This window comes from Lysobacter sp. CC-YZS074 (genome assembly GCF_056739745.1).
Window position 1 is genome coordinate 2,523,945 of record NZ_CP200301.1, and the last position, 22,673, is coordinate 2,546,617.

Below are 22,673 nucleotides of genomic sequence, written 5' to 3' on the forward strand. Positions count from 1 at the left end.
GATCAGGGCGCCTCCAGCGCCGGCTCCGACTCCAGGGCGTCGCGCAGCATCGCGCCGGTGACCGGCTTGCGCAGGAAGGCGTCGAAACCCGCGGCCTCGGCCAGCAGTTCGACATCGACCTCGGCGCGCGCGGTGATCGCCACCAGGCGCGCGTCGAACCTCTGGGAGCGCAGCTGCCGCGCCAGCTGGAGGCCGTCCATGCCCGGCAGGTCGAGATCGAGCAGGGCGGCATCGAAACGGTCGGTCGCCACTTCGGCCAGCGCCGCCAGTCCGTGGGCGGCGTGGACCACCCGATGGCCCTGCGCGCGCAACAAACCGGCGATCACGTCGGCCACCATGGCGTCGTCCTCCACCAGCAAGATTGCTCGCCCCGCCGAGGGCGCCGCGCGCGCCGGCAGGGGTGCGGCTTCCAGGCGCGCCACCGGCAGCGGCAGCCGCACTTCGAAGCGGGTGCCCACGCCGGGCACGCTGTCGACCCGGATCGACCCGCCCATCGCCGCCGCGAGTTCCTGGCAGATCGCCAGGCCCAGACCGCTGCCGCCGTAGCGCGCCGCGGTACGGGCACCGTCGGCCTGTTCGAAGCGACGGAACAGGCGCGTCTGCTGCTCGTCGTTGAGCCCGGGGCCGCTGTCGGCCACGCACAGCACCACCCCGGCGTCATCGGCGGCGACGTCCAGCGCGACCCAGCCGCGTTCGGTGAACTTGATGGCGTTGCCGAGCAGGTTGAGCAGGATCTGCCGCACCCGACCGGGGTCCCCGCGCAGTCCGCGCGGCGCATCGGTGGCCACCTCCCGCCGGAACTCCAGCCCGCGCGCGCCGGCCAGCGGCGCCATCAGCGCGGTGACCTCGTCCACCAGCGCGCGCAGGTCGAAAGCCTGGTCGGCCAGTTCGAGCTTGCCCGATTCGATCCGCGCCAGGTCCAGGGCGTCGTTGACCAGCCGCAGCAGGTGCTCGCCGGCGCCGCGGATGGACTCGGCGTAGTTGCGCTGCAACGGTGCGAGCGCGGTCCCGAGCAGCAGTTCGGTCATGCCGAGCACACCGGTCATCGGCGTGCGCACCTCGTGGCCGAGGGTGGCGAGGAAGCGGGTCTTGGCGAGCGACGCCTGGCGGGCGACCTCGTGCTCGTGTTCGGCACGCTGCCAGGTCTGGCGCTGGCGCAGGCGCGCGCGGTAGCGGTCGGCGCCCCACCACAACAGCAGGGCGGCCAGGGCGGCGAACCCGGCCAGTGCCGAACCGGTCCGCCACCACGGCGGCTGCACCGCGAACGCCATCACCTGCTCGGCGGCCGGATTGCCGGCCGCGTCGACCGCCCGCGCCCGCAGGGTGTAGTGCCCCGGCGGCAATCCCGCCAGCACCCGTTCGCCGCTGGCACCGTGGGCGATCCAGTCGTCGTCGTAGCCCTCCAGCCGGGTGAAATAGCGGTTCGCCTGCGGATCGTCGTAGGACAGCAGCCGCAGTTGCACGCGCATTTCGCGCTCGCCGGGCGCCAGCCGCAACGGGGCGCCCGCCTCCAGCGCGACCCAGTCGCCGGCCCGCCGCACCTCGACCCGGTCGACATGCAGTGCCGGCACCATCGCCGGCGGGTCCGGCACCCGCGTATCCAGCATCACCACACCGCCGTCGGCCAGCGATGCCGCCAGCACGCCGTCGTCGGAGAGTACGAGGCTGCGTTCGACGAACTCCTGACTCGACAGCCCGTCGCGCAGGCCGAAATGGCGGACGTGGCGGCCCTCCGGATCCCAGCGGAACAGCCCGCGCCGGCTCGCCAGCCACACCCGGCCGCCGCGGTCGACCTGCAACCCCGCGCCTTCGACGGCGGGAATGCCCTGTTCCACCCCGACCGACGCCACCCGCTGCCAGCGGTCACCCAGGCGGCGGTAGTGCTCCAGTCCGGACAGTCGTTGCAGCCACAGTTCGCCACGCTCGTCGAAATCGAACGCGAACACGCGGTCGGCGATGTCGATGCCGGGCGCTTGGAGCAGTTGCCCCGCCACCGGGTCCCAGCGTCGCAGGCCCTGCCCGCCGGCGACCCACAGTGCACCGTCGGGGCCGAACCCCAGCGCCTCGCTGTCGCCCACGCCAAGGCCCTGCTCCGCGCCGGGGAGCACGGTCGCCAGCACCCGGCCGGTGGCCGCATCGCGTTGCTGCAGGCCGGCACCGGCGAAGGAGATCCAGATCGAGCCGTCCGGTGCCTGCGCGACGAGGTCGGCATGGCCACCCAGCGCCGGGTCCACCCCGCTCTGCCGATCCCAGTACTGCGCGGTGCCGCGCGCCGGGTCGATCCGCAGCAGGCCGCGGGTCTGGCCGACCCACAGCGCGCCGGCGCGGTCTTCCAGGACCGAGGCCGCCTTGGCGCCGTTGAGCCGCTCGAGCAGTGCCCCGTCGAGCGGGGTCACGCTGCCGTCGCTGCCGAGCCGCTCGAGCTGTCCGCGCTCGCCGGCCAGCCACACGCCGCCATCGGCGGCCACCGCCACCCCGAGGTACAACCCGGCCGAGAGCCCGTCCTGCTCGCCGCGGAACGGCGCGATCCGGCGCCAGTCCGGCTGCAGGTACCCGAGGCCGACACCGGCGACGGGGAACCACATCGCTCCATCGGGCTGGCGCAGCATCTGGTACATCGGCACCACCGGTCCCCGCGCGCCGATCGGCACCGGCACCGGCACGGCACCGGCCGGTGCGTGCCACAACTGCCGGTGGCTGGCCAGCCACAGGTCGCCGCGCGGGCCGGGCATCACGCCGAATACCGCGTTGGGGTACTCGAACATGGCCGCCCAGGTCGGCCGGTGCCAGCTGCCGTCGGGTTCGAGCTTGAACAGCCCGCTGCTGGCGCCGACCCACAGGCTGTCGCCGAGCGGCGTGGCCGAGAAGATCGTCGGGGCCGGCCGGTCGCCGGGCAGCGCGACGCGTTCGAAATCGCGCCCGGTCCAGCGCGCCAGCCCCTGCGTGGTCCCCACCCAGAGCGCGCCGCGCGCGTCGACGCTGAGCGAGAGCACGATGTCCGACGGCAGGCTGCGCGGATCGCCGTCACGCGGCATGTAGCGGCTGATGGTGCCGTCGGGGTCGAGCCGGTGCAGGCCGCCGCCAAAGGTGCCGAACCAGAGCGATTCGCCCTGGCTGGCAATCGCCCACACCTCGTCGCTGCCCATCGCCGGGTGGGTGGCCTGGCGGTAGTGGCGGAACGAGTCGCCGGCGGCCGGATCGAGCACGCTCAGGCCGCGCGCTTCGGGCGCGACCCAGACCCGGCCGCGTGCGTCCACGTGCAGCACGGTGAGGTAATTGCCCGGCAGCGACGCGGGGTCGCCCGGCGCGTGGCGCCAGACCCGCATGTCCACGCCGTCGTAGCGCGCCAATCCGTCGGTGGTCGCCAGCCAGAGATAGCCGTCGGGATCGAGCGCGAGGCTGTTGATGTTGCTCGACGGCAACCCGTCGGCGACGCCGATGTGCCGCAGGGTCGGCATCTCCGGGATCGCCGGCCCCGACGTTGCCCCCGCCGTGGCCGCGCTCGCCACCAGTCCCCACAGCAGCAGTCCCGCTGCCAGGCTTTTCAGTTTGCTCGACCCCGCCCACCGCTTCACGTCGCGCATCGTCCCCTCCGTGGTCCGTCGCGGCGGCCACGAGGCCGCCTCGCCGTCCGGAAGCGTCGGCGATAGTGCCGCCGGCGGCAAGCATTCCGGCCGGCGCAACGCTTCGTGCCACGCCCGCGCCGGCAGCCGGAACCACCTGCGCCTAGAATCCCGGGATGGCATCGAACCCCTTCCCGGCCACTTTGGCCCGCCCCCTCGCGCTGCCGTCCGTGGCGCTGCTCGCCGTGCTGCTGGCTGTCACGCCGGCGTCCGCGCAGGACGTGCCGCCGGATGACGCCGGGGACGACCCGCCGGCCTGGAAGCTCGACCCGGTCCACACCCGGGTGATGTTCGCGGTGTCCCACGCCGGGTTCTCCAAAGCGCTGGGCACGGTGTCGGGCAGCGAGGGGGGCCTGCTCTACACCCCCGGCGACTGGCGCGGCGCGCGGCTGGTGGTCGACATCCCGGTCACCCGGCTGGACCTGGGCGATGCCGAATGGAACCGCGCCACCCTCGCGCGCAACCTGCTCGACGGGGAACACCACCCGGTCGCGCGGTTCGTCTCGAACTCCGTCACCGCGCACGACGACAGCCGCGCCGAGGTATGCGGCGAATTCACCCTGCGCGGCGTGACCCGGCCGCTGTGTCTCGACGTCACCCTCAATGCGGTCGAACGCCACCCGATGCCGCCGTTCCGCCGCACCGCCGGGTTCTCCGCGACCGCCACGCTGAACCGTAGCGACTACGGCATCGACGCCTGGTCGTCGATGATCGGCGACGAGGTCGCGCTGCGGATCGAGGTCGAGGCCACCCGCGCCAGCGATGCGTTCGCCGAACGGATGTTCGGCGGCACACCGGACGCCGCCATCGACGGAGCCGAACGATGAGCTGGAAGAACACCGACGATCGATGGGGCCCGGTCAGCCAGTGCCTCCATTGGCTGATCGTGCTGCTGCTGGTGGTGCTGTCGGTGGTCGGGCTGTCGCTCGACAGCCTGCCGCGCTCGCCGAAGTACTTCTGGGTCTACGACCTGCACAAATCGACCGGGCTGACCCTGCTCGCGCTGGTGGTGCTGCGGATCGGCTGGCGGTTCTACGCCGGCGCGCCGCGCCCGGTGCCCGGCACGCCGACCTGGCAGGCGCGACTGGCTTCGGCGACCCACTGGCTGCTGTACGCACTGGTCCTGGCTATGCCGCTGTCGGGATGGCTGTACGACTCGGCGAGCGGGCTGCGGCCGCTGCGCTGGTACGGGCTGGCCGAAGTGCCGAAGCTCAGCCCGCCGGATGAGGGATTGGCCGATTTCGGCCACGACGCACATGAATGGCTGTTCTGGCTGCTGCTGCTCGTGGTCATCGGCCACGCCGCCGCCGCGTTCTACCACCACGTCTTCCAGCGCGACGACACCCTGCGGCGGATGCTGCCGCGGCGTCGCCGCCCCACCGATCCCGGAGCCCCGTGATGACGCGCCTTCCCCTGTCCCGCCTCCGCGTGCCGGCGCTCGGCGCCGCCGCGCTGCTGGCCGCCGCGCCCGCCCTCGCCACCGACTACGTGCAAGCGCCCGGCTCGACCCTCGCGTTCGCGACCGAGTACGACGGCGAGGTGTTCAGCGGCCACTTCGGCCAGTTCACCACCGCCCTGAGCTTCGATCCGGCCGACCTGTCGGATGCGAAGCTCGACGTGGCGATTCCGCTGGCCAGCGCCACCACCGCCAACGCCGATCGCGACGCCACCCTGCAGGGTGCGGACTTCTTCGCGACCTCCAGATTCCCGCAGGCGCGCTACACCGCCACCTCGTTCCGTGACCTCGGCGACGGCCGCTACGCCGCCGACGGCGAGCTGACCCTGCGTGGCACCACCCGCCCGGTGACGCTGACCTTCACCTTCACCGATGGCACGCCCGCGCTGCTGGACGGTAAGGCGACCGTGCAGCGGCTGGACTTCAACGTGGGCGGCGGTGATTGGTCCGACCTGTCACTGATCCCGAACCCGGTGGCGATCAGCACGAAGGTGCGGTTGCGGGCGGTGGATTGACCCGGATACCACGTCGAGCTCCCGATCAGCGGGGTTCGTAGGAGCGACGTAAGTCGCGACCCACTGGCAACCGGTTCCCGACGTTCAACGCGGTCTGGTTTCGCGCGATCGAAACGGCGCGTTGAACGCCGCGATGGCAGGAGTCAGTGGGTCGCGACTCACGTCGCTCCTACAGATCCGTGTGACTGGCGAGGAAGCGCTGGACAGCGGGCACGTCGAACGGCCAGTCCAGCTCGGCGCCGCCCACCTCGTCGCGCAACACCGGGACGCGGATGCCGTAGCGCGCCTCCAGCGCCACGTCGTCGTCGATGAACACGCTTTCGAACTCCGGCGCACGGGCGGCGGCGAGCACTTCCAGGGCGAGGTCGCACAGGTGGCAGTCGTCGCGCTGGAGCAGGGTCAGCGGTGCGGGCAAGTCGTTCATCGGGATTTGCATCGGGTTGGTGGCGAGGGAAGCGAGGGAGCGGCCGGATCGGTCCTCGCGCCCTGAAGCGAAAGGCTCGGCGCCGTAGAATATCGGTTTGGCCGGTCGCGTCCGATCGGCGCCAGATGCCGGCCTCCGCCGGTTGGAGTCCGCAGTGGCCGTCAGCACGTTCGACCTGTTCAAGATCGGCATCGGGCCGAGCTCCTCGCACACCGTCGGCCCGATGCGGGCGGCGGCGCGCTTCATCGAGCGCTGGCTGATCGAAAACGGTGACCTGGAGCGCACCACGCGCGTCCGCGCGGAAGTGTTCGGCTCACTCGCCCTCACCGGCCGCGGCCACGGCACCGACAAGGCGGTGCTGATGGGGCTGGAAGGCCACTGGCCGAACCTGATCGACCCCGACATCATCCCCGACGCGCTCGAGCGCATCCGTTCGAGCAAGCGCATCCGCCTGTTCGGTCGCCACGAGATCGGCTTCGACGAGAAGCACGACCTCATCATGAACAAGCGCCAGAAGCTGCCGTTCCACACCAACGGCATGCGCTTCACCGCGTACGACGCCGACGGTGGCGTAATCGCCACGCGCGACTACTACTCGGTCGGCGGCGGCTTCGTGGTCAACCAGGACGAGGCGGCCGAGGACCGGATCGTCGCCGACACCACCGAGGTGCCGTACCCGTTCAACTCCGGCGACGAGCTGATCGCCCAGTGCGAACGCCATGGCATCACCATCGCCGAATTGATGTACGCCAACGAGCAGGTCTGGCGCACGCGCGACGAGATCGACGCCGGCCTGGACGAGATCTGGGCGGCGATGAAGTCCTGCGTCGAGCGCGGCATCCGCTCCGGCGGCACCCTGCCCGGCGGCCTGCACGTGACCCGCCGCGCGCCGCTGCTGCACGCCGAGCTGGTCGCCCGCCCGGAAGCCACGGCCGAAGACCCGCTGACCATGCTCGACTGGGTCAACCTGTTCGCGCTGGCGGTGAACGAGGAGAACGCCGCCGGCGGCCGCGTCGTCACCGCGCCGACCAACGGCGCGGCCGGCATCATCCCGTCGGTGCTGCACTACTACGACCACTTCATCCCCGGCGCGAACCTGCAGGGCGTGCGCGACTTCCTGCTGACCGCCGCGGCGATCGGCATCCTCTACAAGGAGAACGCCTCGATCTCCGGCGCCGAGGTCGGCTGCCAGGGCGAGGTCGGCGTGGCGTGCTCGATGGCCGCCGGTGGCCTGACCGCCGCGCTCGGCGGCAGCGTCAGCCGGATCGAGAACGCGGCCGAGATCGGCATGGAGCACAACCTCGGCCTGACCTGCGACCCGATTGGCGGTCTGGTGCAGATCCCCTGCATCGAGCGCAATGCGATGGGCTCGGTCAAGGCGATCAACGCCAGCCGGATGGCGATGCGCGGCGACGGCAAGCACAAGGTCAGCCTCGACAAGGTCATCAAGACCATGCGCGACACCGGCAACGACATGAAGGACAAGTACAAGGAGACCAGCCGCGGCGGGCTCGCGGTGAACGTCATCGAGTGCTGAGCCGCCCGGCAGGCGGTCGCCCGTGACCTCGGCCGGAATTTTACTGAACCGTTCATCGCACCCCGCCCGCGAACGCCGCCGCAGGTCTTTCGGGGCACGGAATTTGCCTCCCGTCGGGCAATAGCCAATCCCCTGACGGAGCTCCCGGTGCGTCTCTTCGCTGTTCTGCTCGCCTTGGCGTGCTGGGCGTCCGCCGCGCACGCGCTGGACCTGGACAAGAGCTTCCACCACCACGTCCGCAGCAACTGGTCGATCCAGCAGGGGCTGCCCCAGATCAGCGCGGGGGCGATCGCGCAGGATCGCGACGGCTATCTCTGGGTGGGGACGCAGGCCGGGCTCGCGCGGTTCGACGGCGTGCGCTTCACCAGCTACGGGCCGGAAACCGAACCGGCGCTGGCCGGCATCTGGATCCATGCGCTGCACCCCGGGCGTGACGGGCGGCTCTGGATCGGCAGTTACAAGGGCGTGGCGGTGCACGACGGCGAGCGGTTCGCCGCGGTACCGGCCGCCGATCCGCAGCGCTGGCCATCCCTGGACGTGCAGGACTTCGCCGAGGACAGCACCGGCCACATATGGGTGGCGACCACCTCGGGCCTGTTCGAAGCGCGCGACCAGCGCCTGCATCGCGTGGCCGGGAGCCCGGCGATGGCGCATGCGGTGCTGGCCGGCGGCAATGCGCTGTGGGTCGGCGGGCGTGGCGCGGTGCATCGGCGCGATCGCTCCGGCTGGCACACGCTGCCGCTGCCGCCTGCGGCGGGCGACGCCCCGGTGAACCGACTCGCCGCCGCCCAGGACCGGGTGTGGGCGGCGACCGCCAAGGGCCTGTTCGTGTTCGATTCGGGGCGCTGGCAACCGTTCGCGGGCACGCCGGCGCTGCACGGCGTGCCGGTGGAGCTGCTGTACGTGGACCGCGCCGGCAGCCTCTGGGCGGGGGGCGACGAAGGACTGGCGCGCATCCGCAACGGGCGTCTGGTCGAGTTCGTCGCCTCCGACAGCCCCGGCGGCATCCGCGGCCTGCGGACCGCGTTCGAGGACCGCGAAGGCAACCTGTGGCTGGGCAGCCAGTGGGAAGGCCTGACCCGCCTGCGCGACAGCTGGACCCGCCGCTACAGCACGGCCGAAGGCCTGGCCGACCCGATCGTCTGGTCGTTGGCCCCTGATCCCGACGGGCGGCGGATCTGGATCGGCGGCAACGACGGCGTCAGCGTGCTCGAGGATGGCCGCATGCGCGGGGTCGTGCCCGGCAGCGCCCTCCCGCACCCGCAGGGCTACAACCTGCTGGCCGAGCCGGACCGCCTGTGGATCGGCACGCGACGCGGCGTGGCGGTGCTGGAACACGCCGGTCCCCGCGCCGGTGAAATCCAGCGTCCGGCGGTGCTGGCGCCCATGGCGCAGGCGCAGATCAGCGGCATCGTCCGCACCGGCCCTGACACGCTGTGGTTCGCCACCACGGAAGGCCTGTACCGGCTGCGCGACGGTGTACTGCGCTCGTTCGGGCCGGACGACGGGCTCGATGACAACCGGGTGAACTACTTCCACCGGGACCCGGACGGCCGCATATACGTCGGCACCCAGACCGGGCTGTACGAGCTGCGCGACAGCCGCTTCGCCGTGGTCGGGCTGGACAGGGGCCTGCCGCCCAACCTCGACATCATGGCGATCCATCGCCTGGCCGATGGCCGGCTGGTGATCGGCACCTTCTCCGAGCGCACCTACTTCCAGCAGGAAGACCGCTGGCATGTGCTCGGTCCGGACCAAGGCATGCCGGCCAATTCGCCGTTCTTCCTGAGCGAATACGGCGGCTACCTGTGGACCGGCGGCATGCGCGGCATCACCCGGGTGCCGGTGGGCGACCTGGCCGGGCTGGCCGCCGGCACGCGCGCGGAGGTGCGTGGCGAGATGCTGCTCAACGAACGCGGCGACCCGATGAGCGGCCAGCAGGGCTATTGCTGCAACGGCGCCGGCAACGCCAAGGGTTTCCGTCGCGGCTCCACGCTGTGGCTGCCCTCGCGCGACGGCGTGGTGGCGATGGACACCGCCGCGATCCGGATGAACCCGCTGCCGCCCACCGTGGCGATCGAGCGGGTGAACGCCGGCAACGGCTGGTCCGCCGCGCATGCCGTCGCCGGGACCGAGCTGCCGGCCGATGCCCGCGACCTTTCGTTCGAGTTCACCGTGCTGAGTTTCCAGGACCCCAAGAGCAACCAGGTGGAATACCGCCTGCTCGGCTATGACAGGGACTGGAGCCGGGCCGACCCGCTCAACCGCAACGCGCGCTACACCAACCTGCCACCGGGCGACTACGTGCTGGAGGTGCGCGGGCGCAACAACGTAGGCGTGCCGAGCGCCCGGCCGGCGCGGCTGCCGTTCTCGATCCGCCCGCGGTTCCACGAGACCGTCTGGTTTCGCGTCGTGCTGGGGCTGCTGGCCGCCGCGGTCGCGTTGGCCGGCTACCGCTACCAGCTGCGCCGCCACCGGGTCCAGCGCGACGCGCTGGAGACGCTGGTGCAGCAGCGCACCGAGGCGCTGGCCGCCGCCAACGAACAGTTGCGCGAAGTCAGCCTGACCGATCCGCTGACCGGCCTGCGCAACCGCCGGCACATGGCTAGCCAGCTCCCGACCGACCTGGCCTATTACGACCGCGAACTCGAAAGTGGCAACCACCACGGCGAGGTGATGATGTTCGCGCTGGTCGACGTGGACTATTTCAAATCGATCAACGACCGCTTCGGCCACCGCGCGGGCGACCTGGTCCTGCAGCAGTTCGCCCAGGTGCTGAGCGCGCTGGTGCGTACCGGCGACTACGTGGTGCGCTGGGGGGGCGAGGAGTTCCTGCTGGTGTTCCGGCCGATGCCACCGGACAACCTCGCGGTCGTCGGCGAGCGCCTGCGCGCGGCCGTGGCCGGCCATGCGTTCGACATCGGCACCGGCGAGCCGTTGCACCTGACCTGCTCGGTGGGACTGTCGGAGTACCCGATGTTCCGCGACGATCGCGGCACCCCGACCTGGGAAACCATGGTCGAACTCGCCGACCAGGCGATGTACTACGTCAAGACCCACGGCCGCGACGGCTGGGCGGCGTTCCGGCCGACCGCCACCACCCGCCTGTCGACGCTGCTGCAGGACCTCCAGGCCGGGCCGGATCCGCTGCTGGAGACGGGTCGGCTGCAGTTGCTCGGCACCCGTGGTACGCCCGAGCCGGCCTGAGCGCCGGCCTCAGGCCCGCGTGCGGGCGATCCGCAGCACGTCGTCGAGCAGCCCTGCCGCGGTGACCTCGGCGCCTGCGCCCGGCCCCTGGATGACCAACGGTTGCGTGGGGTAGCGATCGGACCAGATCGCCACCTGGTTGTCGGTGCCGGCGCCGCCCGCCAGCGGATGGCCCTCGGGCAATGCTTCCAGTCCGACCCGCGCGCAGCCGTCCTCCAGGCGCGCGACGAAACGCAGCCGGGCGCCTTCCTTGCGGGCGCGGGCGAAGCGTTCCCGCAGGGCGGCATCGAGCGCGGGCAGCGCGGCGTCGACCTCCCCGCGCGGCAGGTCCGCCAGTGGCGCCGGCACCAGCGACTCCACCTCGACGTCGTCGTTCTCCAGTGCGTAACCGGCGGCGCGCGCGAGGATCAGGATCTTGCGGCGCACGTCCTCGCCCGAGAGGTCCTCGCGCGGGTCGGGTTCGGTGTAACCGGCTTCGCGCGCCTTCCGGACGAAGCCGGAGAACGCCCGCAAGCCGTCGTAATGGTTGAACAGCCACGCCAGCGAGCCCGACAGCACGCCGGCGACCGCGTGGATGCGGTCGCCGCCGGCACGCAGTTCGCGGATCGAACGCAGCAGTGGCAGCCCCGCACCGACGGTCGCCGCGTCACCGTATTCGGTGCGGCCCTGCGTACGCGCGGCCTGGACCTCGCGCCAGCGTCGCAGCGACGTGCCCTGCGCGAGCTTGCATGCGGTGACGACGTGGATACCCCCGGCAAGCCAGCCGGCGTGGCGGGCGGCGACCTCGTCACTGGCGGTGGCGTCGATGACGATGCGTGTCCCGTGTTCGCCCAGTGCCGGCGCGACATCGTGCAGGTCGGTGGGCAGCCGGTGTTCCAGGTCATCCGCGTGACCGCCCGACCACTGCTTCGCGTCGTCGACGCCCGCCGGACAGGGCAGCAGCGCACCGCGCGTGCGTGCGTGCCGCGAGTTGGCCACGTACACCAGCGACAGCCGCCCGCGCGCGTCGCACGGCGGTTCAGCCAGCCGCTGCAGCAATGCGGAACCCACCTGGCCGGTGCCGAGCAGGGCAATGCGCGCTTCCGGCACCGCCGATACGGGAGCCTGCGCGTGGACTCCGACCACGCTCGCGAGCGCGCTCATTTCGACACGCGACAGCGATCCGCGATCGCCGTGGCGACGCGCTCGAGTGCCGCGGCCATGTCGGCCCGCAGGTCGTCGACGTGCTCGATGCCGACCGACAGGCGCAGCAGGCCGTCGCCTATCCCGGCGGCGGCGCGCGCCTCGGGCGACATCGCCGCGTGGGTCATCGTCGCCGGGTGGGCGACCAGGCTTTCGACGCCACCGAGCGATTCGGCCAGGGTGAAGCACTGCAGGCCGTCGATGAAGGCGCGCACGGCCGGCTCCCCGCCCGCGATCTCCACGCCGAGCATTGCGCCGAAACCGCGTTGCTGGCGCGCGGCGATCGCGTGGCCGGGGTGCTCCGTCCGGCCGGGGTAATGCACCGTGCGCACCGCAGGGTGGTCGTCGAGCAGCTCGACCAGTGCGGCGGTGTTCTCCTGGTGCACGCGCAGGCGGGCGTCAAGCGTGCGCAGGCCGCGCAGGGTCAGGAAACTGTCGAACGGCGCGCCGGTGATGCCCAGGCAGTTGGCCCACCAGGCGAGCGACTCGTGCAGCGCCGCGTCGCGCGCGATCACCGCCCCGCCGACCACGTCGCTGTGGCCGTTGATGTACTTGGTGGTCGAGTGCACCACCACGTCGGCACCGAACGCGATCGGCTGCTGCAGCGCCGGCGACAGGAAGGTGTTGTCGACCACCGCCAGCGCACCGGCGGCGTGCGCGGCCTCGATCACGAAGCGCAGGTCGGTGATGCGCAGCAGCGGGTTGGACGGGGTCTCGATCCAGACCACGGCGGGGCCGGTGGCGAGCGCATCGCTGAGCGCCCGCGGGTCGGTCAGGTCGACCGTCAGCAACTCGAACGCGCCCTTCGCCGCCAGTGCGTTGAACAGCCGCCAGCTGCCGCCGTAGCCGTCGTGCGGCACCACCAGCCGGTCGCCGGGCCTGAGCAGCGCGTGCAGCACCAGGGCGATCGCGGCCATGCCCGTGGCGGTGACGACGCCGCCGGCGCCGCCTTCCAGCTCGGCCAGTGCGTCCGCCAGCAGGTCGCGGGTCGGATTGCCGCTGCGGGTGTAGTCGTAGCGGCGCTTGTCGTTGAAGCCGGCGAAGCTGAAGTTGGACGACAGCACCAGCGGCGGGGTGACCGCGCCGAACGCGGTGTCGCGGTCGATGCCGGCACGCACGGCGGCGGTGCAGGGCCGGCGCGTGGCGGCCGCGCCGGGCAACCGGTCGACGCTCATGCCGCCACCTCCGCATCGAGCAGCGCTTCGACCAGCACGCCGGCGATCGCCGCCTCCTCCTTGAGGAAGGCGTCGTGGCCGAACGGCGACTGCAGGACGCGCAGCCGGGTTTCGCCGCGCAGGCGCTCGACCAGTTCGTAGGCGTCGGCGACCGGCACCAGGCGGTCGTCGGCCACCGCCACGACGGTCACCGGCACGCGCACCGATTCGGGCTCCAGCGCCTGCAGGTCGATCGACTCGGACAGGCGCAGGAAGCCGGTCGGGGCCACGCGTTCGGCGAAGCGCGCGCCGCAGTGGTCGAGGTAGTCCTCGGCGCCGACCCGCACGCGGCCGTCGACCACGGTCGCGGGGTCGAAGCGGCGGTCGAACTCCTCGGCGGTCCGGTAGCTCAGGATGGCCAGTTGCCGGGCCAGCGCGAGGCCGTGGCTGTCGTCGCACTGCAGCGCGCCCAGCGCGACGGCACGGCGCTGCAAGGCACGCCACGCGCTCGAGTACGGGTGGGCGCGATGGCTGCCGCTGATCGCCACCAGTTGCTCCAGCCGGTGGCCATGGCGGGCGGCGAACTGCAGGCCGACCATCGCGCCGTACGAGCAGCCGACGAACGCGGCCAGGTGCCCGATGTCGAGCCGATCGAGCAACGCCGCGATGGCGTCGGCCTGGTCGGCGGGGTCCAGCGGCAGGTCGAGACGGCCGTCCGCCCCGAGCCAGTCGAACGACAGCAGGCAGTGGCGACGCGGGTCCAGCGCGCGGCCCGTGCCGCATTGCGCTTCCCACCAGCCCGGCGCGCGGGAGCTGTCGGTGGCGGCGACGTGGCGGTCGGCGGAGATGCCGCCGGCGACGAACACCACCGGCAGCGTCGGGTCCCCGAGCCGTTCATAACGAAGGGTCACGGTGTGGCGGCCTGCATGGCGCAGGTCGAGGTCCGTCCGGAATTCACCGCCGGTGGCGGGAACCACCGGAGTCGACCCGGGACAGGACAGGACGGAGGCGCCAGGCTCGCGGCGCGGGGGAGAAACGGAGACGGATTGCAGGCTCATGGCGGCTTCCTTGACGAGGGAGGCCATCGAGCTGAAGGAAGCACGCCCCTCCCCGCGGGAAGCGCGACGCAACCATCTTTCGGAGACCGGCCGGGCCGGGTCCGCAGGAATTGGCACCTTCACACCGCTGGCGCGGTGCTGGGTTGCCCCGGCTTCAAAGGGCCTGTCCCTCAGCCGGTCTCGATGGATGGCCGCAGTCTGCCGCCGCCTTCCAAGGATGTCAATCGCTTTATCCGGATAAAGCGATTTGTTTTTGGACGGACGATATCAGCGGTGACTGGAGCGGGCCGGCAGCGCCGGCAGCACTTACACTTCGCGCCCATGACCTCCCGCGCCTGTCTTCTGCTCCCGTTGCTGCTGGTCGGCGCCTGCGCCAGCACGCCACCCGCCGTCGAGCCGCCACCACCCGCCCCGTCGAACGCCGCCGCACCAGCACCGCTGGTGGTCGCCGAACGCTATGTTTCCGCGGACGATCAGGCCGACGAACTCGACTCGCTCGCCACTTGGCCGGCGCCCGACGGCCGTACCTGGCTGATTGCCAGCGCCAAGTCCAGCGACCGGCTGGTGGTGTTCGACGCCGACAGCGGCGAGCGCCTGCGTGCGGTCGGCGGCCCCGGTGACGCGCCCGGACAATTCGACCGCCCCAACGGCGTGGCCGTGCACGGCGACCACCTGTTCGTGGTCGAGCGCGACAACCGTCGCGTGCAGGCGTTCGCCCTGCCCGGCTTCGAGCCGCTCGGCCGCTTCGGCCCGGCGCAGTTGCGCAGCCCCTACGGTCTGTGGATCAACGAGACCGAGCCGGGCGAGCTGGAGATCTACGTGACCGACAGCTTCATGTACGGCGAGCGCTTCGACGTGGTGCCGCCCGCGGCCGAGCTCGACCAGCGCGTGCGGCGCTACCGGGTGCGGTTCGACCTGCGCTCGGGCGCGCTGCACAGCCGTTACGCCGGCGCGTTCGGTGACACCGGCGCGCACGCGCTGCGGGTGGTGGAGTCGATTGCCGGCGACCCTTCGCGCGACCGCCTGCTCATCGCCGACGAGCGCATCCCCGCGGCCGGTGGCGGCACCGCCTCCACGTTGCGGGAGTACCGCCTCGACGGGCGCGCGACCGGCCACAGCCTGCCGCAGGACATGTTCAGCGCGGAAGCCGAGGGCGTGGCGCTGTGGACGTGCACGGCGGACCTCGGCTACTGGATCGCGGTCGACCAGCTCGCCCCACGCACCGTGTTCCACCTGTTCGAGCGCGACAGCCTGCAGCCGGCCGGCAGCTTCCAGGGCGAGGCGACCGCCTTCACCGATGGCGTGGCGCTGCATGCCGCGGCCACCCGGGCGTTCCCGCAGGGCGCGCTGTTCGCGGTACACGACGATGCCGCGGTCGCGGCGTTCGACCTGGGCGACATCGCCCGGACCCTCGGCCTGGCCGCGGAGTGCGGCGGCTGACGATGCCGCGGTTTCGGCCGCTCGCGGGCGCAGCGCTGCTGGTGACGGTTGCAACGGCCCTGTCGCTGCCGCACCCGGCCGCCCGCGCCGGACAGGTGTATCGCTGGACCGACGCGGACGGCATCACCCACTACGGCGACCGGCGACCGGCGCGCGATGACGTGGAGGTCAGTACGGTGCCGGTGTTCGTCGAACCCGCGGCGATCGCGCGGTTGCGGATCGAAGCCGTCGAGGGTGGCTGGCAGGCCTGGGCCGACAACCGCCTCGCCGGGCCGGTCGAGGTGATGCTGCATTACAGCCGGCGCGAGAACGTCCGCAGCCGCCCCGCCCTGCCCGCGCGCGCGACGGTGACGGCCGGCGGCAGCGCGCTGGTGGCGGTGCTGGATGCCACCGATCCGGTCCGGGCGGTCGGTTTCGAGCTGCGCATGGACAGCCTGCCGGGCCATCCGAGCGCGGCGCCGCAGGACGTGGTCTACCGGTTGCCGCTGCACAGCGTGTCGACACGCATCGACCAGGGGTACGGCGGCCGCTTCAGCCACGTGGATCCGGAAAACCGCTACGCGGTGGATTTCGCCACGCCGGTCGGCACCCCGGTACTGGCCGCGCGCGACGGCGTCGTGATGCAGCTGGAGGCCGGTTTCGACCGTACCGGCCTGGACCGCGACCGCTACGCCGGCCGCGCCAACTTCGTCCGGATCCTGCACGACGACGGTTCGATGGCGCTGTACGCGCACCTCAAGGCCGGCGGCGTGCTGGTCCATGCGGGCCAGCGTGTCCGCGCCGGCCAACAGGTCGGACTGTCGGGGAACACCGGTTACACCACCGGGCCGCACCTGCACTTCGTGGTGCAGGTGAACCGCGGCATGCGGCTGCTGTCGCTGCCGTTCCGGATGGTCGGGCCGGCCGGGCCGCTGGAGATCGGGGCCGACGCGCAAGACGACAACGCGCCGGGCACGGAAGCACTGTAGGAGCGGCTTCAGCCACGATCGGATGGTCGTGCGCGCGCGCCGGTTCCACGATCGCGGCTGAAGCCGCTCCTACAAAGGCCTGCAGTCTCGGCGCGGGCCGCTCCGGAAGATCCGCCGCGGCCGCTTGCCGCTTTACGCCGCCTCGGCCATCTGCTCGTTGAGCAGCCGCCACTTGGGCAGCTTGTCGATCTGCCCGACCGAGCGCAGGTACGCCTCGTCGACCTCGGTCCCGGCGACCAGCGCCGACGCCACGTGCACCGCGCCGGCGACCCAGAAGCCTGCCATCCGCATGCGCGCCGGCTGGTGGTGGTTGGCGACCGCTTCGACGATCGGCATCGGCAGGCCCCACAGGCCCAGCAGGTAGGCACCGCCTTCGGCGAAATGCGGCCCGTCGGGATTCTGCTCGGTGCCGTCGGGCAGCGTGTAGCGCATGCCGGGCAGCAACCGGCCGACCTCGGCCAGCAGGCCGGCGGTGGCCGCCAGCTCGGCGCTGGAGCCACCGAGGATGCGCGCGGCCAGTTGCGAGGTGCGCAGTGCGCGGTCCTGCATCGCCTCGCGGTCGACGCCGTCGACCTCGGCCGGCGTGCCGAAGGCCTCGGCGGCCAGCACCAAGCGCTGGGTGTTCTGCAGGCCCAGGCGGGTGACCGCCGCACGGATGTCGGTGACCACGCGCCCGGCGGCGAAATACGCCGAGTTGCACAGGCGCAGCATCTTGGCCGCCAGCGCGGGGTCCTGCGCCAGCAGTTCGGCGACTTCGGCGCTGCTGGTGTCGGGGTCGCGCAGCAGCTGGGTCAGGTCGAGGTAGAGCTTGGGCGGCGGCGGCAGCGTTTCGATCCGGCCGACCGCCTCCTTCAGGTGGGCGTTGTCGAGCAGCTCGCGCAGCTCGGCCACGCTTTCGACCGCTTCGATCAGCTCACCGGCGTCGAGCGGCTGGCGCAACAGGCGGTGGGCACTGGCCATCGAGCGCAGGGCGTCGGCGTCCTGGCCCTGGTCGAGCAGCAGGATCCGCACCGCTTCGGGATGGTGTTCGCGCAGCTGCCCGAGCAGGTCGGGCCCACCGGCCTCGACCTCGCTCACCACCACGTCGATCGGCCGCTCGGCACCCAGGGCCAGCGCCGCGGCGGCGCTCTCGACCCAAAGCACGTCCCAGGCCAGACCGAAGTCGCTCAGCGCCTCCTCCAGCTCGCTGGCCCGACCGCGCTCCTTCCCCACGATGACAATCAGCACCTTCGTTCCTCTACCCGTCGCGGATTCCCCGCCTCCGCTGACAGTATCGGCCGTGGCCGACGGCGCTGAACCGCCGCTTGTGTGATTGCGTGGGCAGTTTTCGCCAGCCGCTATAATCCGCGCCTTCCCATTGCCCCGTGGCGCGCACGCGCGCGCCGTCGCCATGTCCGACGTTTCCCAAGAAGCCCTGCGCCGCCGCACCTTCGCCATCATCTCCCACCCCGACGCCGGCAAGACCACGCTGACCGAGAAGCTGCTGCTGTTCGGCGGCGCGATCCAGATGGCCGGCTCGGTCAAGTCGCGCAAGACCAGCCGCAGCGCCACCTCCGACTGGATGGCGCTGGAGAAGGAGCGCGGCATCTCGGTGACCTCGTCGGTGATGCAGTTCCCCTACGACGGCCACATCGTCAACCTGCTCGACACCCCCGGCCACGCCGACTTCGGCGAGGACACCTACCGCGTGCTGACCGCGGTCGACTCGGCGCTGATGGTCATCGACGTGGCCAAGGGCGTGGAGGAGCGCACGATCAAGCTGATGGAGGTCTGCCGGCTGCGCGACACGCCGATCATGACCTTCATCAACAAGCTTGACCGCGAGGGCCGCGACCCGATCGAGCTGCTCGACGAGGTCGAGTCGGTGCTGGGCATCCAGTGCGCGCCGATCACCTGGCCGATCGGCATGGGCAAGCGGCTCAAGGGCGTGGTCCACCTGGTCAGCGGCGAGGTCCACCTGTACGAGCAGGGGCGCAACTTCACGCGGCAGGACTCGACCATCTTCAAGTCGATCGACGACCCGGCGCTGGAAGCGGCGATCGGCGCGGCGACGCTGGCCGAGCTGCGCGACGAACTCGAACTGGTGCAGGGCGCGAGCCATCCGTTCGACCTCGACAAATACCTCGCCGGCGAGCAGACCCCGGTGTTCTTCGGCTCGGCGGTCAACAACTTTGGCGTGCAGCTGCTGCTGGACTTCTTCGTCCGCCACGCGCCGTCACCGCGCCCGCGCGCGACCACCGGCCGCGAAGTCGCGCCGACCGAGGACAAGCTGACCGGCTTCGTGTTCAAGATCCAGGCCAACATGGACCCGCAGCACCGCGACCGCGTCGCCTTCATGCGGATCTGCTCGGGCAAGTTCGAGGCCGGCATGAAGGCCTTCCACGTGCGCAGCGGCAAGGACATGAAGCTGGCCAACGCGCTGACCTTCATGGCCAGCGACCGCGAGATCGCCGAGACCGCGTATTCCGGCGACGTCATCGGCATCCACAACCACGGCACGATCTCGATCGGCGACACCTTCACCGAGGGCGAGAAGCTGTCGTTCACCGGCATCCCGAACTTCGCGCCGGAACTGTTCCGCCGCGCGCGCCTGCGCGACCCGCTCAAGCTCAAGCAGCTGCAGAAGGGCCTGGCCCAGCTCAGCGAGGAAGGCGCCACCCAGTTCTTCCGGCCGCTGATGAGCAACGACCTGATCCTCGGCGCGGTCGGCGTGCTGCAGTTCGACGTGGTCGCCTACCGGCTCAAGGACGAGTACGGCGTCGACGCGATCTTCGAGCCGGTGACGATCGCCACCGCGCGCTGGGTGCGCTGCGGCAACGAGAAGAAGCTCGAGGAGTTCCGCGACCGGAACGCGACGAACCTTGCGGTCGACGCCGCCGGGCAACTGGTGTACCTCGCCCCCACCCGGGTCAACCTGCAGCTCGCGCAGGAGCGGGCGCCGGACGTCGAATTCCTCGCCACCCGCGAACACGCGCACGCCGCCGCGCCGGACTGAGCGCACGCCCGCTCACGTCGCGCTGCCGGAGCGCCGGCTAGCCTCGCTCCGGTTCCGCTGGAGACGAGGTGGATATGAGGCAAGCCGGTTCCGCATCGCTGCTGCTCGCCACGGCGCTGGTCGCCTGCGGGGGGCAGGACAGCCCTGTCGCCAGCCCGCCGGCCGCGCCGCCCCCGGCCGCTCCTGCACCGGTTCCGGAGGCGCCCGCCGAATCCGCCGGGCCCGAACCGTGGGGCGGCAGCGTCCGGCTCTCCTACGCCTGCAGCGACGGCAGCACGGTGCGGGTGCGCTACGGTCATTACGACGCCACCGTCCACCTGTCGGACGGCACCACGAGCACCTTGCCGCGCGCGGAATCGGCTTCCGCGGGCGGCATCGACGCCTATGTCGGCGGGGAACTGGGGCTGCAACGCGAAGGCCGCTCGATCCGGTTGATGCGAACCGGCAGTTCGCTGAACTGCCACGCGCTGCCCGGCTCGGATTGATGTCACCGCTGAATCCTTCGCAACGCGTTCACCCACGCTTGACCGCGCGCTGCCGATGGTGGACACCCGATTGCCCGGAGAGCTGCATGCGCCCTGATTCCACCTTCGCCGCCAGGACATCCCTGCTGTTGATCGCGTGCCTGGGCGTCCTGGCCGTGGCCGGATGCGGGCAGACCGGGAACGACGACCTCGCTCCCCCGGCGGCCACCGAGCCGGGCGCCGCGCCGGTGCAGCCGACCCTGCCGGACGTCGACGCCAGCGACGACGACAGCACCACCATGCGCTACAGCTGCGAGGGCGGGTGGAATGTCGCGGTGCGTGGCGACGTGGTGCAGGTCACCGCCGACGACGGCCGGGTGATCGAACTGCACCGGGTTGCCGATCGCAGCCCGCCCCTGTTTGCCGGTGAAGCGCTGGAGTTCTCGATCGATGGCGACGGCGCCGTCCTGGGCCAGGACGAAGGCGGGCCCTTCACCTGCGAGGAAGCGGTCTGACCGCGGCACCGTGGCCGATCACACGCCCCCGCCGGAGGAACCCCGCGTCCGCGGCCCGGAACCCGCTCCCGATGGACGCGGCGCACTGCACTGGCCCCGCCGGCATCCATGGCTGACCGCCTTCGCACTGCTCGTGCTGGGCATCGTCATCCTGATCGTGCTGTGGGACTGGAACTGGTTCAAAGGTCCCGTCGAGCGTGAGGTCGAAGCGCGCACCGGGCGCGACTTCGAGATCGGCGGCGACCTGGACGTGGACCTCGGCTGGGTGCCGGTGATCAGTGCCGAGCGGCTCAGTTTCGGCAACGCCGAATGGGCCGCGCAGCCGGTGATGGCACAGGCCGACCGCGTGGACATCGGCATCGCCCTCAAGCCGCTGTTCCGCGGCCAGGTGCGTATCCCGGAAATCAGGCTGACCACCCCGCGCCTGCATCTTGAAACGGGCCCGGACGGCGGCAACTGGCAGTTCGGCGAGTCCACCGGTGGCAGTGACGTCGAGTTCCGCCGGGTCTGGGTCGACGACGGCCGGCTCACGTTCCTCGATGCGGCCAACAACACCAGTATCGACGTGGCCGTGTCCACCACCGACCCCGGCCGTGCGGACGTCGCCCCACCCATCGTCGTCAAGGGCGGTGGCCAGTGGCAGGGCAACGATTTCTCGGTGGAAGGCTCGGCCGAGTCGCCCCTGGCCCTGCAGGACCCCGACAGCCCCTATCGGGTCGACGTCCGTGCCCGCGCCGGCGCGACCCGGGCACACGCCCGCGGCACCCTGCTGGATCCGCTGCGCCTGCGCGACTTCGACCTCCAGATGGAACTCGCCGGCGCGAATCTCGAACACCTGTACCCGCTCATCGGCATCGCGATGCCGCCGACCCCGCCCTACACCCTCGAGGGCCATTTCACCCGCGACGGCACCACCTGGTTCTTCAACGATTTCAGCGGCGCGGTCGGCGACAGCGACCTGGGCGGCGACGCCAACGTGGACACCGGCGGTGAGCGCCCCTACCTGCGCGCCGACCTGCGCTCGCAGCGGCTGGATTTCGACGACCTCGCCGGCTTCGTGGGTGGCGCACCCGATGCGGAAGGCGACGAGACCACCAATCCCGAGCTTGCAGCCAAGGACGCCGCGCGCGAGGCGAGCGCCCGGGTCCTGCCCGATACGCCCTACGAACTCGACAAGCTGCAGGCGATGGACGCGGATGTGCGGCTCAAGGCCACGCGCATCAACGCGCCGTCATTGCCGATCGACGACATGGACGCGCACCTGCTGCTGGAAAACGGCCTGCTGCGGCTGGATCCGCTCAACTTCGGCGTGGCCGGCGGCGACATCCGCTCGACGATCCGCATGAACGCACGGGAGTCTCCGATCAGTACCCGCGCCGACGTCAACGCGCGGGGCCTGGACCTGTCGAGCCTGCTTCCCGATGTGGAACTCGCACGGAACGCGATCGGCCAGGTGGGTGGACACGCCACGCTGGACGGCACCGGCAACTCGATTGCGGCCATGCTCGGCAGCAGCGACGGCGAACTCGCGGTCGGCATGGGGCAGGGAAAGATCAGCAACCTCCTGATGGAACTGGCCGGCATCGACCTGGCCGAGATCATCAAGTTCAAGCTCACCGAGGACCGCCTGATCCCGGTACGTTGCGCCTTCGGCGACTTCAAGGTCGAAAACGGCCTGATGACCGTGCGCTCGCTCGCCTTCGACACCACCGACACGATCCTCGTCGGCGAAGGCACGATCAACCTGCGGGACGAGCAGCTGGACCTGACCATCAAGCCACGCCCGAAGGACCGCAGCCTGTTCGCGTTCCGCTCGCCGCTGCTAGTCGACGGCACCTTCAAGAACCCCAGCTTCCGCCCGGACCTGGGGCGGATCGGCCTGCGCGCGGCGATCGCCCTGACGCTGGGCAATATCGCGCCCCCCGCCGCTTTGCTGGCCACGCTGGAACTCGGACCGGGCGAGAACGCCTCCTGCGGCGGCCAGTACGCCGAATAGCAGCGACGTCAGTCGCGACCCGCTGACAACGGGGCCCTGGATCAACGCCGTGGAGGGACAGGCGACCCGGCCGGTGGTTTCCGCCAAGCTTGCCGGCCAGCTCGGCACTTCCAGCAATCCGCTATCCGGGTGTGAGGGA

17 protein-coding genes and 1 riboswitch are annotated in these 22,673 nt (G+C 71.4%); of the genes, 11 read left to right on the forward strand and 6 right to left on the reverse strand.

The window, feature by feature from the left end; translation table 11 throughout:
- Nucleotides 1-2 precede the first annotated feature (2 nt).
- The gene (locus U8331_RS11455; protein WP_481131159.1) at nt 3-3,584 is read right to left on the reverse strand and encodes a sensor histidine kinase; all 3,582 of its coding nucleotides are present in this window, start codon (nt 3,582-3,584) and stop codon (nt 3-5) included.
- 155 nt (nt 3,585-3,739) lie between these two features.
- On the opposite strand from U8331_RS11455, the gene U8331_RS11460 reads away from it, so the two are divergent.
- From U8331_RS11460 to U8331_RS11470, 3 genes are read left to right on the forward strand one after another with little or no spacing between them, the layout of a single operon-like run.
- Entirely contained in the window at nt 3,740-4,450 is a 711-nt protein-coding gene (locus U8331_RS11460) for a YceI family protein (RefSeq protein WP_481131160.1), read from the forward strand.
- Nucleotides 4,447-5,022, forward strand: a complete 576-nt coding sequence (locus U8331_RS11465) for a cytochrome b (RefSeq protein WP_481131161.1) — start codon at nt 4,447-4,449, stop codon at nt 5,020-5,022. Before U8331_RS11460 ends, U8331_RS11465 begins: the two co-directional genes overlap by 4 nt.
- Nucleotides 5,022-5,594, forward strand: a complete 573-nt coding sequence (locus U8331_RS11470; protein WP_481131162.1) for a YceI family protein — start codon at nt 5,022-5,024, stop codon at nt 5,592-5,594. Before U8331_RS11465 ends, U8331_RS11470 begins: the two co-directional genes overlap by 1 nt.
- A 169-nt stretch (nt 5,595-5,763) precedes the next feature.
- Here the strand turns inward: U8331_RS11470 and U8331_RS11475 are convergent, their stop codons facing one another.
- Entirely contained in the window at nt 5,764-6,018 is a 255-nt protein-coding gene (locus U8331_RS11475) for a glutaredoxin family protein (RefSeq protein WP_481131163.1), read from the reverse strand.
- A gap of 154 nt (nt 6,019-6,172) precedes the next feature.
- Between U8331_RS11475 and U8331_RS11480 the strand changes: the two genes are divergently transcribed.
- Both U8331_RS11480 and U8331_RS11485 read left to right on the forward strand, forming a co-directional pair.
- Nucleotides 6,173-7,555 carry an L-serine ammonia-lyase gene (locus U8331_RS11480; RefSeq protein ID WP_481131164.1) on the forward strand — a complete coding sequence of 461 codons (1,383 nt, stop codon included), beginning with the start codon at nt 6,173-6,175 and terminating at the stop codon, nt 7,553-7,555.
- 147 nt (nt 7,556-7,702) lie between these two features.
- A complete protein-coding gene (locus U8331_RS11485; protein WP_481131165.1) occupies nt 7,703-10,762 on the forward strand; it encodes a diguanylate cyclase domain-containing protein in 3,060 nt (1,019 codons plus the stop codon).
- A 9-nt stretch (nt 10,763-10,771) separates the two neighbouring features.
- Here the strand turns inward: U8331_RS11485 and U8331_RS11490 are convergent, their stop codons facing one another.
- From U8331_RS11490 to metX, 3 genes are read right to left on the reverse strand one after another with little or no spacing between them, the layout of a single operon-like run.
- Nucleotides 10,772-11,905 (reverse strand): homoserine dehydrogenase family protein, encoded by a 1,134-nt coding sequence (locus U8331_RS11490; RefSeq protein WP_481131166.1) that lies wholly within the window; start codon nt 11,903-11,905, stop codon nt 10,772-10,774.
- The gene (metB, locus tag U8331_RS11495; protein WP_481131167.1) at nt 11,902-13,119 is read right to left on the reverse strand and encodes a cystathionine gamma-synthase; all 1,218 of its coding nucleotides are present in this window, start codon (nt 13,117-13,119) and stop codon (nt 11,902-11,904) included. The genes U8331_RS11490 and metB overlap by 4 nt, the downstream gene beginning before the upstream one ends.
- Nucleotides 13,116-14,156: a homoserine O-succinyltransferase MetX gene (gene metX / locus U8331_RS11500; RefSeq protein WP_481131168.1), complete on the reverse strand. Its 1,041-nt coding sequence runs from the start codon at nt 14,154-14,156 to the stop codon at nt 13,116-13,118. The genes metB and metX overlap by 4 nt, the downstream gene beginning before the upstream one ends.
- A gap of 69 nt (nt 14,157-14,225) precedes the next feature.
- Nucleotides 14,226-14,346: riboswitch (SAM riboswitch) on the reverse strand.
- 131 nt (nt 14,347-14,477) lie between these two features.
- Here metX and U8331_RS11505 point away from each other — a divergent pair.
- Together U8331_RS11505 and U8331_RS11510 are read left to right on the forward strand one after the other, a co-directional pair.
- On the forward strand, nt 14,478-15,596 hold the full coding sequence (locus U8331_RS11505) for a YncE family protein (RefSeq protein ID WP_481131169.1): 1,119 nt from the start codon (nt 14,478-14,480) through the stop codon (nt 15,594-15,596).
- Between the two features lie 41 nt (nt 15,597-15,637).
- Nucleotides 15,638-16,564, forward strand: a complete 927-nt coding sequence (locus U8331_RS11510) for a peptidoglycan DD-metalloendopeptidase family protein (RefSeq protein ID WP_481131170.1) — start codon at nt 15,638-15,640, stop codon at nt 16,562-16,564.
- Nucleotides 16,565-16,696: 132 nt separating this feature from the next.
- On the opposite strand, the gene U8331_RS11515 is transcribed toward U8331_RS11510, so the two are convergent.
- Nucleotides 16,697-17,791, reverse strand: a complete 1,095-nt coding sequence (locus tag U8331_RS11515; protein WP_481131171.1) for an HDOD domain-containing protein — start codon at nt 17,789-17,791, stop codon at nt 16,697-16,699.
- A 163-nt stretch (nt 17,792-17,954) separates the two neighbouring features.
- On the opposite strand from U8331_RS11515, the gene U8331_RS11520 reads away from it, so the two are divergent.
- From U8331_RS11520 to U8331_RS11535, 4 genes are all read left to right on the forward strand, one after another.
- Nucleotides 17,955-19,559 carry a peptide chain release factor 3 gene (locus U8331_RS11520; RefSeq protein ID WP_481131172.1) on the forward strand — a complete coding sequence of 535 codons (1,605 nt, stop codon included), beginning with the start codon at nt 17,955-17,957 and terminating at the stop codon, nt 19,557-19,559.
- Nucleotides 19,560-19,633: 74 nt separating this feature from the next.
- Nucleotides 19,634-20,044, forward strand: coding sequence for a hypothetical protein (locus U8331_RS11525; RefSeq protein ID WP_481131173.1), 411 nt, complete (start codon nt 19,634-19,636; stop codon nt 20,042-20,044).
- Between the two features lie 86 nt (nt 20,045-20,130).
- On the forward strand, nt 20,131-20,538 hold the full coding sequence (locus U8331_RS11530; RefSeq protein WP_481131174.1) for a hypothetical protein: 408 nt from the start codon (nt 20,131-20,133) through the stop codon (nt 20,536-20,538).
- A gap of 10 nt (nt 20,539-20,548) precedes the next feature.
- A complete protein-coding gene (locus U8331_RS11535; protein WP_481131175.1) occupies nt 20,549-22,534 on the forward strand; it encodes an AsmA family protein in 1,986 nt (661 codons plus the stop codon).
- The last annotated feature ends 139 nt before the right edge of the window (nt 22,535-22,673 follow it).

Coding starts and splice junctions, on each gene's coding strand:
- U8331_RS11475 (WP_481131163.1), bottom strand. CDS start 6,018: ATGAACGACTTGCCCGCACCGCTGACCCTGCTCCAGCGCGACGACTGC.
- U8331_RS11505 (WP_481131169.1), top strand. CDS start 14,478: ATGACCTCCCGCGCCTGTCTTCTGCTCCCGTTGCTGCTGGTCGGCGCC.
- U8331_RS11455 (WP_481131159.1), bottom strand. CDS start 3,584: ATGCGCGACGTGAAGCGGTGGGCGGGGTCGAGCAAACTGAAAAGCCTG.
- metX (WP_481131168.1), bottom strand. CDS start 14,156: ATGAGCCTGCAATCCGTCTCCGTTTCTCCCCCGCGCCGCGAGCCTGGC.
- U8331_RS11520 (WP_481131172.1), top strand. CDS start 17,955: ATGTCCGACGTTTCCCAAGAAGCCCTGCGCCGCCGCACCTTCGCCATC.
- U8331_RS11530 (WP_481131174.1), top strand. CDS start 20,131: ATGCGCCCTGATTCCACCTTCGCCGCCAGGACATCCCTGCTGTTGATC.
- U8331_RS11460 (WP_481131160.1), top strand. CDS start 3,740: ATGGCATCGAACCCCTTCCCGGCCACTTTGGCCCGCCCCCTCGCGCTG.
- metB (WP_481131167.1), bottom strand. CDS start 13,119: ATGAGCGTCGACCGGTTGCCCGGCGCGGCCGCCACGCGCCGGCCCTGC.
- U8331_RS11470 (WP_481131162.1), top strand. CDS start 5,022: ATGACGCGCCTTCCCCTGTCCCGCCTCCGCGTGCCGGCGCTCGGCGCC.
- U8331_RS11465 (WP_481131161.1), top strand. CDS start 4,447: ATGAGCTGGAAGAACACCGACGATCGATGGGGCCCGGTCAGCCAGTGC.
- U8331_RS11525 (WP_481131173.1), top strand. CDS start 19,634: ATGAGGCAAGCCGGTTCCGCATCGCTGCTGCTCGCCACGGCGCTGGTC.
- U8331_RS11490 (WP_481131166.1), bottom strand. CDS start 11,905: ATGAGCGCGCTCGCGAGCGTGGTCGGAGTCCACGCGCAGGCTCCCGTA.